Raw genomic sequence first — 14008 nt, 5'->3', positions numbered from 1 at the left:
CCGCCCAGCCCTGTCGGCCGGCTGGATCTACTCTGTGATCTCTCAGAGGAACGATCCAGGGAGGGGACATGCGCAGAACTGCGCTGTTGGCCACGGTATTCAGTGCCGCGGCTGTAGGGGTACTGGGGGCTCCGGCGGCTCACGCCGAGGGCAAGGGGGACATCAGGGTCACGAAGACCGTGGTGAACAACGGGGGCAACGTCATCGTGGGGGTGCATGACGTCAAGACCTTTCCGGTCACCTTCACGGTCAAGGACAACTCCGGGGTGAAGGGCGTCAGCCACGTCAGCGTCTTCAACTCGAAGAACGGCTACGACAGCGGGGACTGGACCGGGAACACCTGCCACAAGTCGAGCAGCACGACATCGGTCTGCACCGAGACCTTCGAGGTGCACCCGGCCTGGCTGAAGTCGTCGGTGGACATCGATCCCAACGAGCTCGCGGGCACCTGGCAGGTCAACGCCACCGTCCAGGCGAAGGACGGCGACTACTGGATCCACGACAGCCTCGCGCACTTCGACTTCAAGCGTGCGTCGACGCTCACGGCCGACGCCACCCCCGAGCCGGTCGCCAAGGGCGGCAAGCTGACCGTCATGGGCAAGCTCGCGCGGGCCAACTGGAACGACCTCAAGTACCACGGCTACACGAAACAGAACGTGAAGCTCCAGTTCAAGAAGGCAGGGGCGTCCGCGTACACCACGGTCAAGACGGTACGGACCAGCTCAACGGGCACCCTGAGCACCACGGTCACGGCGACCGCATCGGGGACCTGGCGCTGGGACTTCTCCGGTACGCACACCACCATGGCGATCACCTCCGCAGGTGACACCGTGAAACTGCGCTAGGCCGAACGGCACTGGCCGCACAGCCGGGTGGCGCGCCCGCGGAATACTGCGGACGCGCCACCCACCGGCCGTTACTAGAAGTCGTCGTCGAAGGAGACCGAGCCCTCGACCGCGACCTGGTACGCCGAAGGGCGCCGCTCGAAGAAGTTCGTCAGCTCCTGCACGCCCTGCAACTCCATGAAGGAGAACGGGTTCTCCGAGCCGTACACCGGAGCGAAGCCCAGCCGGGTCAGCCGCTGGTCGGCGACGCACTGGAGATACTCGCGCATCGACTCGGTGTTCATCCCCGGCAGCCCGTCGCCGCACAGGTCCCGGCCGAACTGCAGCTCCGCCTCGACCGCTTCGCGCATCATGTCGGTGACCTGCCGGCGCAGCGCGTCGTCGAAGAGCTCGGGCTCCTCCTTGCGGACCGTGTCTACCACCTCGAACGCGAAGTTCATGTGCATGGTCTCGTCACGGAACACCCAGTTGGTGCCCGTCGCCAGACCGTGCAGCAACCCCCGCGAGCGGAACCAGTACACGTACGCGAAGGCGCCGTAGAAGAACAGCCCCTCGATGCACGCCGCGAAGCAGATCAGGTTCAGCAGGAAGCGGCGGCGGTCCGCCTGTGTCTCCAGCCGCTCGATCTTCTCCACGGAGTCCATCCACCGGAAGCAGAACTGCGCCTTCTCGCGGATGGAGGGGATCTCCTCGACCGCGTCGAAGGCCGCCGCGCGGTCCTCCGGGTCGGGCAGATAGGTGTCGAGCAGCGTCAGATAGAACTGGACGTGCACGGCTTCCTCGAACAGCTGGCGCGAGAGATACAGCCGAGCCTCGGGGGAGTTGATGTGCTTGTAGAGCGTCAGCACGAGGTTGTTGGAGACGATCGAGTCGCCCGTCGCGAAGAACGCGACCAGCCGGCCGATCATGTGCTGCTCGCCCGGCGAGAGCTTGGCCAGGTCGGTCACGTCCGAGTGGAGGTCGACCTCCTCGACCGTCCAGGTGTTCTTGATCGCGTCGCGGTAGCGCTCGTAGAAGTCCGGGTAGCGCATCGGACGCAGGGTCAGCTCGAAGCCCGGGTCGAGCAGGTTCTTCTCGGACTTCGGGTGTTCGTCACTCATTACTGGCAGGCCTCGCAGGACTCGGGGTTCTCAAGGGAGCAGGCGATGGCGTCCGCTTCGGCGGCGGCCGGATCCTGCTGTGCGGGGATGGGGACGGCGGCGGAGCGCGCCGCCCGCGCGATGCGCGTCGCCGGACGCGAACGCAGGTAGTACGTGGTCTTGATGCCCTGCTTCCACGCGTACGCGTACATCGACGAGAGCTTCCCGATGGTGGGCGTCTCCAGGAAGAGGTTCAGCGACTGGCTCTGGTCGATGTACGGAGTACGGGCCGCCGCCATGTCGATCAGACCGCGCTGCGGGATCTCCCACGCCGTGCGGTACAGCGCCCGGACCTCCTCGGGGATCCAACTGAAGCCCTGCACCGACCCGCTGGCCTCGCGCAGTGCCTCACGGGACTGCGCGTCCCAGACGCCCAGTTCCTTCAGCTCCTTCACCAAGTACGCGTTGACCTGGAGGAATTCACCCGAGAGCGTCTCGCGCTTGAAGAGGTTGGAGACCTGCGGCTCGATGCACTCGTACACCCCGGCGATCGAGGCGATGGTCGCCGTGGGCGCGATCGCGAGGAGCAGCGAGTTGCGCATCCCGGTCTTCGCGATCCGGGCGCGCAGCGCGTCCCAGCGCTCCGGCCAGCTGAGCTCGGTCGCGTAGTGGTCGGGGTGCAGCACACCGCGCGCCGCACGGGTCTTCTCCCAGGCGGGCAGGGGGCCGCTCCGGTCGGCGAGGTCGCAGGACGCCTCGTATGCGGCGAGCATGATCCGCTCGGAGATCCGGGTGGAGAGCGCCTTGGCCTGCGGCGAGTCGAAGGGCAGCCGCAGCTGGAAGAAGACGTCCTGGAGCCCCATCAGGCCCAGGCCCACCGGCCGCCACTTGGCGTTGGAACGGCCCGCCTGCTCGGTCGGGTAGAAGTTGATGTCCACGACCCGGTCGAGGAAGGTGACCGCGGTGCGGACGGTCGCGTCGAGGCGCTCCCAGTCGAGCGAATCGCCCGAGACGAACGCGCCGACGTTGACCGAGCCCAGGTTGCAGACCGCGGTCTCGCCGTCGTCCGTCACCTCCAGGATCTCGGTGCAGAGGTTCGACGAGTGGACGACCGAGCCGGGCTCGGCGGTCTGGTTGGCCGTACGGTTCGACGCGTCCTTGAAGGTCATCCAGCCCTGGCCGGTCTGCGCGAGGGTACGCATCATCCGCCCGTACAGCTCCCGCGCGGGGATGGTCTTCCTGGCCAGCCCGTCGGCCTCGGCCTTGCGGTAGACGGCGTCGAAGTCGTCGCCCCAGAGATCGGTCAGCTCCGGTACGTCCGCGGGCGAGAACAGCGACCAGGTGCCGTCCGCGTCGACCCGGCGCATGAACTCGTCGGGCACCCAGTGGGCCAGGTTGAGGTTGTGCGTACGCCGGGCGTCCTCACCGGTGTTGTCGCGCAGCTCCAGGAACTCCTCGATGTCCGAGTGCCAGGTCTCCAGATAGACGGCGGCGGCGCCCTTGCGCCGGCCGCCCTGGTTCACCGCGGCGACCGAGGCGTCGAGGGTCTTGAGAAAGGGGACGATGCCGTTGGAGTGCCCGTTGGTGCCGCGGATCAGCGAACCGCGGGAGCGGATACGGGAGTACGAGAGGCCGATGCCGCCCGCGTGCTTCGAAAGCCGCGCCACCTCGTGGTAGCGCCCGTAGATCGAGTCCAGCTGGTCGAGCGGCGAGTCCAGCAGATAGCAGGAGGACATCTGCGGATGGCGGGTGCCCGAGTTGAAGAGCGTGGGGGAGGAGGGGAGGTAGTCGAGGCGGCTCATCAGTCCGTACAGCGCGGCCACCTCGTCCAGGGCGGCCGCGGACTCGTCGGCGGCGAGACCGCAGGCGACCCGGAGCATGAAGTGCTGGGGTGTCTCGATGACCTGGCGGGTGAGCGGGTGGCGCAGCAGGTAGCGGCTGTAGAGGGTGCGCAGTCCGAAGTACCCGAAGCGGTCGTCGGCCCCGGTGTCGATGGTCGCGTCGAGCCGCTGCGCGTGGAGCCGTACGAAGTCGGCCGTACGGTCGGCGATCAGGCCCTCGCGGTGCCCGACGGCGACCGATGAGGAGAAGGAAACCGCGCCCTGGCCCGCCGCCTCGTCCGCGATGGTACGGGTCAGCAGCCTGGCCGCCAGCCGCGAGTACGCGGGGTCCTCGGAGATGAGACCGGCGGCCGCCTCGGTGGCCAGCTCCCGCAACTCGGCCGCGTCCGACGCCGCGTTGCGCCCGCGCAGGGCGGCCGCGGCGACCTTGCCGGGGTCGGTGTCGGTGAGGTCGGCGGTGAGGTCGGTCAGGGTCCGCAGAAGTACGGTTCCCGGGGCGTCCGCCACCTGCTCGGAGACAGGTGCGGTGGGCGCGATGGTCACGGTGCGCTCTCCCTCGCTCGGCTGGGGGCCGGCGGGGGGCACGGGTGCGTACGGGCGCAGCAGAGCAGCACACCGCACAGCATCCGCAGGCCCAACCGCGAGGCCCGGACGTTTCCCATCCGGTTCGGTCGAGCCGGATGCGCCGTCGGCAGGTCCTCGGACTCCACGGTGCGCGAAAGCGCACTGATCACACCGTTGCGGGACAGTTCCGGATTCGCACCGGATTCCCCTGCGGCGACAGCGAGCATGAGCATACATGTGGGGTGCCCGCCGGAAAGCACCCCCCATATGTTGTGTCGTGGAGGGCGGAAGGGAGAGGCGGAGTGGCACGGCGAAGGGCCGCCGCAGCTCCCTGGGAGGGAGCGCGGCGGCCCTTGGCGGAGCGGTGGCTCAGTGGTGGCCTGCCGGTGGCTCAGTGGGCGGCCGGGGCGGCCTCTGTGGCCGGCGGGAGCTCCACCTGGACGCCCTCGTCACCGGCGTCCGCCGTGTAGTCCTCCGGGGAGGTCTCGTCGATTCCGGCCGGTGCCTTCACCGCGTTGAGCACGAGGGTGAGCACCAGCGTCACCACGACGTTCAGCACGAACGCCGTCAGACCGATGTAGCCGATCTGGCCGATGCCCGGGATCTCCTTGGAGGAGCCGCCGAAGTGCGCCTGGGTCGGGCTCGTCACACCGTACGCGGCGAGCGTGCCGTACACCATGCCGACCGCCCAGCCCGCGAGCAGCGCCCAGCGGTGGAACCACCGGGTGAAGAGCCCGCCGACCAGCGCCGGCATCGTCTGGAGGATCCAGATACCGCCGAGCAGCTGGAAGTTGATCGCCACCGTCGGGTCCATGGCGAGCACGAAGAGCAGCGCGCCGACCTTCACCACGAGCGAGACCAGCTTGGAGACCTTGGCCTCCTGGGCGGGGGTCGCGCCCGGTTTGATGAAGTCCTTGTAGATGTTGCGGGTGAAGAGGTTCGCCGCCGCGATGGACATGATCGCGGCCGGTACCAGCGCACCGATGCCGATGGCTGCGAAGGCCACGCCCGCGAACCAGTCGGGGAACATGTTCTCGAACAGCTGCGGGATCGCCAGCTGGCCGTTCTTCACCTTGATGCCGGCGGCGATCGCCATGAAGCCGAGCAGCGCGAGCAGTCCCAGCATCAGCGAGTACAGCGGCAGGATCGCGGTGTTGCGGCGGATCACGTTGCGGCTGCGCGAGGAGAGCGTCGCCGTGATCGAGTGCGGGTACATGAACAGCGCGAGGGCCGACCCGAGCGCGAGCGTGGCGTAACCCCACTGGCCGGCAGCGCCCGGCGCGAGCGCCCCGCGGGGCTTGCCCGTCGCCGGGTTGGTCTGCGAGAACGCGTGGCCGGCCTTGGCGAAGATGTCGTCGAAGCCCCCCAGTTTGATGGGGATGTAGATGATCGCCACCAGGATGACGATGTAGATCAGGCCGTCCTTGACGAAGGCGATCAGGGCGGGGGCTCGCAGCCCCGACGAGTACGTGTACGCGGCGAGCACCGCGAAGGCGATCAGCAGCGGGAGGTCCTTGACGAACCAGTTGCTGCCCGAACCGCCGACGCCCATCACGTCGAGCACCGCCTGGATGCCGACCAGCTGGAGCGCGATGTACGGCATCGTGGCGAGGATGCCGGTGACCGCGACGGCCAGCGAGAGCCCCTTGGAGCCGAAGCGCCCCCGGACGAAGTCCGACGTCGTCACGTACCCGTGCTTGTGCGAGACCGACCAGAGCCGCGGCAGGAAGGTGAAGATCAGCGGGTAGACCAGGATCGTGTACGGCACGGCGAAGAACCCGGCAGCGCCCGCGGCGTAGATGGCCGCGGGTACGGCGACGAAGGTGTACGCCGTGTAGAGGTCGCCGCCGAGCAGGAACCAGGTGACCCAGGTGCCGAACGACCGTCCGCCCAGGCCCCATTCGTCGAGGGTGGCAGCGTTGTCGGCGCGGCGCCAGCGGGCGGCCAGGAAGCCGACGACCGTGACGGCCACGAAGAAGAAGATGAAGACGCCGAGCGCGACGCCGTTCACACCGTCCTTCATGCGGAAGCACCCCCCTTGCGGGCGCGCTGGTCACGCTGCCACAGCTTGTACGCGGTCATGGTGAGCGCCGTCGAGATGAGCACCCAGAGCATCTGGTACCAGTAGAAGAACGGGATACCGATGAAGGCGGGGTCCACCTTCGCGTACGAACTCACCCAGAGCATGGCGATAAAGGGTGCGATCAGGCATACCGCGATGATCACGCGCACCGGCGTGATCACGGGTCTTTTCTCGGGCATGGTGCGGTCCGTCCCCTCACTGAGCACCTGGTACAACGCGCAGGAAATCTAGGCGAGGATGCTCATTCGACGGAACCCCTATCCGCATACCGGAATGGCAACACCGGTCATCCTGGGGGATTTCGGCGGAGAGTGCCGTTTCTGTGGGGGTGTTGGACCGGACCAGCCAGGCGAGCGGCCGCCGAGGGTCGCCCCCGGCCTCAGTCGGTAGGCCGCCGCAGCCGCGCCACGCTGTGCCTGTCCGGGGGGCGACCCCCGGACCCCCGGCCTCAGTCGGTAGGCCGCCGCAGCCGCGCCACGCTGTGCCTGTCCGGGGGGCGACCCCCGGACCCCCGGCCTCAGTCGGTAGGCCGCCGCAGCCGCGCCACGCTGTGCCTGCCCGGGGGGCGACCCCCGGACCCCCGGCCTCAGTCGGTAGGCCGCCGCAGCCGCGCCACGAATTTGTAGCGGTCGCCGCGGTAGACCGAGCGCACCCACTCCACCGGCTCGCCCCGCTCGTCGATCGAGTGGCGCGAGAGCATCAGCATCGGAAGCCCCACGTCCGTACCGAGCAGCCCGGCCTCCCGTGGGGTGGCCAGTGAGGTCTCGATCGTCTCCTCGGCCTCGGCCAGCCGGACGTCGTACACCTCGGACAGCGCGGTGTAGAGCGAGGCGTACTTCACCAGCGAGCGGCGCAGCGCGGGGAAGCGCTTGGCCGACAGGTGCGTCGTCTCGATGGCCATCGGCTCGCCGCTCGCGAGCCGCAGCCGCTCGATGCGCAGCACACGCCCGCCGGCCGTGATGTCGAGCAGCCCCGCGAGGGTGTCGTCCGCGGTGACATAGCCGATGTCGAGCAGCTGGGACGTGGGCTCAAGGCCCTGCGCCCGCATGTCCTCGGTGTACGACGTGAGCTGCAGGGCCTGCGAGACCTTGGGCTTGGCCACAAAGGTGCCCTTGCCCTGGATGCGTTCCAGCCGGCCCTCCACGACCAGCTCCTGGAGCGCCTGCCGTACGGTCGTGCGCGAGGTGTCGAACTCGGCGGCCAGCGTCCGCTCCGGCGGCACCGGGGTGCCCGGCGGCAGCGTCTCCGTCATGTCGAGCAAGTGACGCTTGAGCCGGTAGTACTTGGGCACCCGGGCGGTGCGTCCGGGCGCCGCGGTCTCCGTCCCGGCCGCCCCCCCGCTGGTGCTCATGGCCTGCCTTCCCGAGTGCTGCGCTGCTGCCGTCACCGGCTCCTCCGTCTGTCGCGGCTCACATGGTGGCACGGTCCGGTCACGGGACGACGCCCTCCCTCAGGTGTCGGTCCGATAACGGACACGACAGCCTTTCTTATACACCCTTGACACCCCCATAGGTCTAGGCCAAGCTCCCGGTACTGGTCTAAACCATTAAAGACCAGGTCCCAGCCCCACGGGCAGTACCGGTCGCACTGGTTGCGGCAGAACGGCGTTCTCGGGTGGTGGGGGGAAGTGTTTTTTGCATCCCTGAGGAGGGTGTCGTGAAGCGCGGACTCATCGCGGCGATCGGTGTGGCGGCAATGCTGGCAAGCGTCGCGGCCTGTGGCTCGGACAGTAAGGACAGCAGCAAGAAGGCGGGGGCCGACGGCTACAAGGGTCAGACCCTGACCGTCTGGGCGATGGACGGCTCCACGCCTCCCGGCTGGACCAAGGACCTCCAGGCCGCCTTCAAGAAGAAGACCGGTGCCACGGTCAACTTCCAGACGCAGAAGTGGGACGGGATCCAGCAGAAGATCACCACCGCTCTCTCCGAGTCGACCCCGCCGGACGTCATCGAGGTCGGCAACACCCAGACCCCGGCGTACGCGGCGACCGGCGGCCTCGCCGACCTCAGCGACCTGAAGAGCGAGATCGGCGCCGACTGGACGCCGTCGCTCAGCAAGTCCTCGGTCTACCAGGGCAAGTCGTACGCCGCGCCCTGGTACTTCGCCAACCGTGTGGTCATCTACAACAAGAAGGTCTGGGCGGACGCCGGCATCACCGGCACGCCGAAGACCCGCGCCGACTTCTTCAAGGACCTCGACGCGATCAAGGCGAAGGGCAAGGCCGAGCCGATCTACCTGCCCGGCCAGAACTGGTACTTCTTCGACGGCCTCACCATCGGCCAGGGCGCGGACCTCGTCAAGAAGGACGGCGACAAGTACGTCTCCAACCTCGGCGACCCCAAGGTCTCCGCCGCCATGGAGCTCTACAAGAAGTACCAGTCGTACTCCAAGGCGCCCAAGGACAAGGACGAGGCCACCCCGCAGCAGGCCGAGGTCTTCGCCAAGGGCAACGTCGGCGCCTTCATCGGCATGGGCTGGGAGGCCGGTACGGCCATCGCGGCCAACAAGAAGATCGCGAAGGACATCGGCTACTTCACCATCCCCGGTGAGACGGCCGCCAAGCCCGAAGGTGTCTTCCTCGGCGGCTCGAACTTCGCGGTGGCCGCGGCCAGCAAGAAGCAGGACCTGGCCAAGGAATTCCTGAAGATGGCGCTCGGGGACAAGTTCGAGGGCGCGCTCGCCAAGGAGAGCGGCATCATCCCGAACAAGGAGTCGCTCAACTCCAACCTCAAGGGCAACGCCGCGGCCGAAGCCGCTGCCCCCGCCGCCGCAGTCGGTGGCACCACCCCGCTCATCCCCGGGTGGGCCTCCGTGGAGAACGACCCCAACCCGATCAAGAGCTACATGACCTCGGTCCTCTCCGGGAAGTCGCCGGCGGCTGCTGCGTCCGCCGTCGAGGGTGAGATCAACAAGCGCCTGGCGCAGAAGAACTGACCGCAGGCGCCGGGGGGCGGGCCACCGCCCCCCGGCGCCCCCGCGTGGATCTCGACCGTACGGCTCAAGAAGAGATGGCGAGCATGTCAGTGCAGACCGAACAAGCGGACTCGGTCCCTCAGGCCGGCCCCCGCAAGGAAGACGCGCCACCCGGCGGCCCGGCGGCGGCGCCCAGGAGGAGAGCCGGGAGCGCGGGCCCCTATCTGCTCCTGCTGCCCGCACTGCTCGCCACCGTGGTGCTCCTGGGATACCCGCTGGTCAAGAACGGCATGCTGTCGTTCCAGAACCTCAATCCGCGCCAGCTGATCCTCCACCTCACCGAGTGGAACGGCTTCTCCAACTACCAGGACGTGCTGGGCGGCTCGGACTTCTGGAAGGTCGTCGAGCGGTCGATCTTCTTCACCGCGGCGAACGTCGTGCTGATCATGGTTCTCGGTGCACTGATCGGCCTGCTGCTCGCCCGCCTCGGCAAGAAGATGCGGCTGTTTCTTCTGCTCGGCCTGGTGCTCGCCTGGGCCATGCCGGTCATCGCCGCCACCACCGTCTACCAGTGGCTGTTCGCCCAGCGCTTCGGTGTCGTCAACTACGTACTGGACAGCCTCGGCTGGCACTCGATGGCCGCCTTCAACTGGACCGGCAGCCAGTTCTCCACCTTCTCGGTGGTGACGCTGCTGATCGTCTGGCAGTCGATCCCCTTCGTGGCGATCAACCTGTACGCCGCCTCGACGACCATCCCGAAGGAGCTGTACGAGGCCGCCTCGCTCGACGGCGCCGGGACCTGGAAGAGCTTCACCTCGGTGACGTTCCCGTTCCTCAAGCCGTTCCTGCTGGCCACGACGTTCCTCGAAGTCATCTGGGTCTTCAAGTCCTTCGCCCAGATCTTCGCGATCAACGGCGGCGGCCCTGACCGGCTCACCGAGACCCTGCCCGTGTACGCCTTCGTCGAGGGCGTCGGGAACCAGCACTTCGGCATGGGCGCCGCGATCTCGTTCCTGACGATCATCGTGCTGCTCGTGCTGACCGGCTACTACCTTCGCACCGTACTGAAGCAAGAGGAGGACGAGCTGTGAGGCGCTCACTGTTCAGCCGGTTCTGGCCCAACGCAACGGCGATCATCCTCTTCATAGGCTTCGCCTTCCCCGTCTACTGGATGTTCAGCACGGCCTTCAAGCCGACCGGCGACATCATCACCGACACCCCGGTGTGGTTCCCGGTGGACTTCACGTTCTCGCACTTCAGCAAGGTCCTCAGCGCGGACCACTTCTGGACGCTGGTCCGCAACTCCGTGGTGGTCACGGTGGTTTCGGTGCTCTCGTCGCTGGTGATCGCACTCCTCGCCTCGTTCGCCATGGCGCGGATGCGCTTCAAGGGCAAGCGCGGGGTGCTCCTGACCTTCATGATCGCGCAGATGGCGCCCTGGGAGGTCATGGTCATCGCGATCTACATGCTGGTCCGGGACGCGGACATGCTGGACAGCCTGCTCCCGCTGACGGTTTTCTACATGATGATGGTGCTGCCCTTCACGATCCTCACGCTGCGGGGCTATGTGGCCGCGGTGCCCAAGGAGCTGGAGGAGTCCGCCATGGTCGACGGCTGCACCCGCCCGCAGGCCTTCATCAAGGTGATCCTCCCGCTGCTCGGGCCCGGGCTGATGGCCACCTCGCTCTTCGGCTTCATCACCGCGTGGAACGAGTTCCCGCTGGTGCTCATTCTCAACAAGGACATCGGCTCGCAGACGCTCCCGCTGTGGCTCTCCCAGTTCCAGACGGCGTTCGGCGACGACTGGGGCGCGACCATGGCGGCCTCCTCGCTCTTCGCCATCCCGATCCTGATCCTCTTCGTCTACTTGCAGCGCAAGGCGGTCAGTGGTCTCACCTCCGGTGCAGTGAAGGGATAACGGCGCTCCATGACCACCATCACCACGGGCACGGACCAGCTCACCCGCGACGCCCTCGCCGTCCTCCAGCCCGGCTTCGCCGGCACCACCGCCCCCGACTGGCTGCTGCGCAGGGTCGGTGAAGGGCTCGCCTCCGTCGCGCTGTTCGGCCGCAACGTCACCAGCGCCCCCCAGGTCGCCGCGCTCACCGCCCGGCTGCGGGCCGAGCGGGACGACGTCCTCGTCGCGATCGACGAGGAGGGCGGCGACGTCACCCGGCTCGAAGTGCGCACCGGGTCCTCCTTCCCCGGCAATCTCGCGCTCGGCGCGGTCGACGACCCGGAGCTGACCTGGGCCGTCGCCCGTGAACTGGGCCGGCGCCTCGCCGACTGCGGGGTCAACCTCAACTGGGCCCCGTCAGCCGACGTCAACTCCAATCCGGACAACCCCGTCATCGGCGTACGGTCCTTCGGCGCCGACACCGCGCTGGTCGCCCGGCACACCGCCGCGTACGTCGAGGGGCTCCAGGCCGCCGGAGTCGCGGCCTGCACCAAGCACTTCCCCGGCCACGGCGACACCGCCGTCGACTCGCACCACGCGATGCCCCGGATCGACGCGGACCTCGCGACGCTGCACGCCCGCGAACTCGTGCCCTTCAGGGCCGCGATCGCCGCGGGTTCCAAGTCGGTCATGAGTGCGCATATCCTGCTTCCCGCACTCGACCGCGAGCGCCCGGCGACGCTGAGCCCGCAGATCCTCACCGGGCTGCTGCGCCGCGAGCTCGGTTACGAGGGGCTGATCGTTACCGACGGTATCGAGATGCGCGCCATCGCATCGGCGTACGGCATCGAGCGCGGCAGCGTCCTCGCCGTCGCGGCGGGCGCCGACGCCATCTGTGTGGGCGGCGGCCTCTCGGACGAGGGCACCGTACTGCGGCTGCGTGACGCACTGGTGGCGGCGGTACGGGCGGGCGAACTGCCCGAGGAACGGCTGGCGGACGCCGCCGCGCGCGTACGTGCGCTCGCGGAGTGGACCCGCCGGGCCAGGGGGGCTTCGGAGCCGGGCGCGGCGTCGCAGGAGGGGACCGCGCCCGGCACCGATATCGGGCTCGTCGCGGCCCGCAGGGCGCTCCGCGCCACCCCGCCGGACCACCGGCCGCTGACCACGGCCCCGTACGTCGCCGCCTTCACACCGGGGGCGAACATCGCCGTCGGCGACGAGACCCCGTGGGGCATCGCCGCCGAGCTGGCCGCGCTGCTGCCCGGCACCGGGACCGGCCGGTACGGCGCGGACAGCGCACCGGCCGATGTGCTCTCGGCCGCGGGGGAGCGCACGATCGTCGCGGTCGTCCGCGACGCCCACCGCCACCCGTGGATGACGGCGGCGCTGGACGCGCTGCTCGCGGCCCGCCCCGACACCGTCGTGGTCGAGATGGGCTTGCCGCGGGCGGAGCCGCGCGGGGCGCTGTATCTGGCGACCCACGGCGCGGCGCGGGTCTGCGGCCGCGCGGCGGCCGAGTTCATCACGGGCGCCGGGCGGTAACGAACCGGGCGGAGCGGAACGAACGAAAGAGCCGGGCACCCGTGAGGTGCCCGGCGCTGTCGTTTCCCGGATACCGCTACAGGCCCTGCCACTCCGGCTTCGAAGCGTACGTCGCACGGAAGTAGTCGGCCAGCTTCAGCTTGGACGCGGCCGCCTCGTCCACGACGACCGTCACGTGCCGGTGCAGCTGGAGCGCGGAGGCGGGCACCACGGCGGCCACCGGCCCCTCGACGGTCTGCGCCACGGCCTCGGCCTTGCCCTCGCCGGTGGCCAGCAGCACCACATGGCGGGCCTCCAGGATCGTCCCGATGCCCTGGGTGATGACGTGGTGCGGCACCTGCTCGATGTCACCGTCGAAGAACCGCGCGTTGTCGACCCGGGTCTGCTCGGTGAGCGTCTTGATCCGGGTACGGGAGGCGAGCGAGGAGCAGGGCTCGTTGAAGCCTATGTGCCCGTCGGTGCCGATACCCAGGAGCTGGAGGTCCACCCCGCCCGCCTCGGCGAGCGCCCTGTCGTACGCCGCGCAGGCCGCCGGGATGTCCTCGGCCGAGCCGTCGGGGCCCATGAAGGAGGCCTCGGTCAGCCCGAGCGGTTCCACGACCTCGCGCAGCACCACCGAGCGGTACGACTCCGGGTGCCCGGCCGGCAGCCCCACGTACTCGTCGAGCTGGCAGATCCGCGCCCGCGCCGCGTCGACGGCCCGCGCGCGCACCTTGGCGGTCAGAGCCTCATAGACGGGCAGCGGGGTCGACCCGGTGGCGACACCGAGCAGAGCGTCGGGCTTGCGGCGCAGCAGGCGGGCCATGGCCTCCGCGATGACTTCGCCGCCTGCCTTGGCGTCCGGGACGATGACAACTTCCACGCTGGGCCTGCCGATCTGGAGAGTGCAAACATGTGGTATAGACCAATCTAGCAGAGCGGGCCCTTCCCGCCAGGAGTTCCCCCTGCCTTTCCCGCGCAGGGGGCACCCACCGCCTCCTGTCCTCATCTCATGGTCGGCTGAAGGCGCACGGCCCGCATGTGGGCCGGGAGAAGGCGCTGTTCGGCGAGGTGGTGGAGGCGTACGCGGCGACATACGGCTCCTACTCGGCCCGCGCCCTGCGCGAGGAGCCGCTCGAACTGCTCGCCGAGACGGCGATGCGGGCCTGGCCCGGACGGGGTGCCGGCACCGTGGCGGGATGAACCGCCCGGCGCCGCCCCGGAAGCGACTGCGGGCCGCGGCGCCGGTGTGGTCGGGACCCTCG

General features: G+C 68.9%; 12 protein-coding genes and 1 riboswitch. Of the genes, 6 read left to right on the top strand and 6 right to left on the bottom strand.

Features of this window, described 5'->3' with window-relative positions; genetic code table 11:
• The first annotated feature begins 68 nt into the window (after positions 1-68).
• Positions 69-845: a hypothetical protein gene (locus OG452_RS10365; RefSeq protein WP_327295324.1), complete on the top strand. Its 777-nt coding sequence runs from the start codon at positions 69-71 to the stop codon at positions 843-845.
• A gap of 74 nt (positions 846-919) precedes the next feature.
• Here the strand turns inward: OG452_RS10365 and OG452_RS10360 are convergent, their stop codons facing one another.
• The 5 genes from OG452_RS10360 to OG452_RS10340 form a co-directional block, all read right to left on the bottom strand.
• Complete coding sequence (locus OG452_RS10360; protein ID WP_327295323.1) at positions 920-1945, bottom strand: ribonucleotide-diphosphate reductase subunit beta; 1026 nt, start codon at positions 1943-1945, stop codon at positions 920-922.
• Positions 1945-4308 (bottom strand): ribonucleoside-diphosphate reductase subunit alpha, encoded by a 2364-nt coding sequence (locus tag OG452_RS10355; RefSeq protein ID WP_327295322.1) that lies wholly within the window; start codon positions 4306-4308, stop codon positions 1945-1947. The genes OG452_RS10360 and OG452_RS10355 overlap by 1 nt, the downstream gene beginning before the upstream one ends.
• A gap of 130 nt (positions 4309-4438) precedes the next feature.
• Positions 4439-4562: riboswitch (cobalamin riboswitch) on the bottom strand.
• A 158-nt stretch (positions 4563-4720) separates the two neighbouring features.
• On the bottom strand, positions 4721-6352 hold the full coding sequence (mctP, locus tag OG452_RS10350) for a monocarboxylate uptake permease MctP (RefSeq protein ID WP_327295321.1): 1632 nt from the start codon (positions 6350-6352) through the stop codon (positions 4721-4723).
• Positions 6349-6591 (bottom strand): DUF3311 domain-containing protein, encoded by a 243-nt coding sequence (locus tag OG452_RS10345; RefSeq protein WP_327295320.1) that lies wholly within the window; start codon positions 6589-6591, stop codon positions 6349-6351. The genes mctP and OG452_RS10345 overlap by 4 nt, the downstream gene beginning before the upstream one ends.
• 407 nt (positions 6592-6998) lie before the next feature.
• Entirely contained in the window at positions 6999-7763 is a 765-nt protein-coding gene (locus OG452_RS10340) for a GntR family transcriptional regulator (protein WP_327295318.1), read from the bottom strand.
• Positions 7764-8068: 305 nt separating this feature from the next.
• Between OG452_RS10340 and OG452_RS10335 the strand changes: the two genes are divergently transcribed.
• From OG452_RS10335 to OG452_RS10320, 4 genes are all read left to right on the top strand, one after another.
• Entirely contained in the window at positions 8069-9346 is a 1278-nt protein-coding gene (locus OG452_RS10335; protein WP_327295316.1) for an extracellular solute-binding protein, read from the top strand.
• 83 nt (positions 9347-9429) lie between these two features.
• Complete coding sequence (locus tag OG452_RS10330; RefSeq protein WP_327295315.1) at positions 9430-10416, top strand: carbohydrate ABC transporter permease; 987 nt, start codon at positions 9430-9432, stop codon at positions 10414-10416.
• Positions 10413-11243, top strand: a complete 831-nt coding sequence (locus OG452_RS10325) for a carbohydrate ABC transporter permease (protein WP_327295314.1) — start codon at positions 10413-10415, stop codon at positions 11241-11243. Before OG452_RS10330 ends, OG452_RS10325 begins: the two co-directional genes overlap by 4 nt.
• A gap of 9 nt (positions 11244-11252) precedes the next feature.
• Complete coding sequence (locus OG452_RS10320; protein ID WP_327295313.1) at positions 11253-12764, top strand: glycoside hydrolase family 3 protein; 1512 nt, start codon at positions 11253-11255, stop codon at positions 12762-12764.
• A 76-nt stretch (positions 12765-12840) separates the two neighbouring features.
• Here OG452_RS10320 and nagB read toward each other — a convergent pair whose 3' ends face one another.
• Positions 12841-13626: a glucosamine-6-phosphate deaminase gene (gene nagB, locus OG452_RS10315; protein WP_327295312.1), complete on the bottom strand. Its 786-nt coding sequence runs from the start codon at positions 13624-13626 to the stop codon at positions 12841-12843.
• Between the two features lie 158 nt (positions 13627-13784).
• On the opposite strand from nagB, the gene OG452_RS10310 reads away from it, so the two are divergent.
• On the top strand, positions 13785-13946 hold the full coding sequence (locus OG452_RS10310) for a hypothetical protein (RefSeq protein WP_327295311.1): 162 nt from the start codon (positions 13785-13787) through the stop codon (positions 13944-13946).
• Positions 13947-14008 lie beyond the last annotated feature (62 nt).

It is taken from the genome of Streptomyces sp. NBC_01197, from assembly GCF_036010505.1.
Lineage (GTDB): Bacteria > Actinomycetota > Actinomycetes > Streptomycetales > Streptomycetaceae > Streptomyces.
This window is presented reverse-complemented; position numbering and strand designations above follow the sequence as displayed.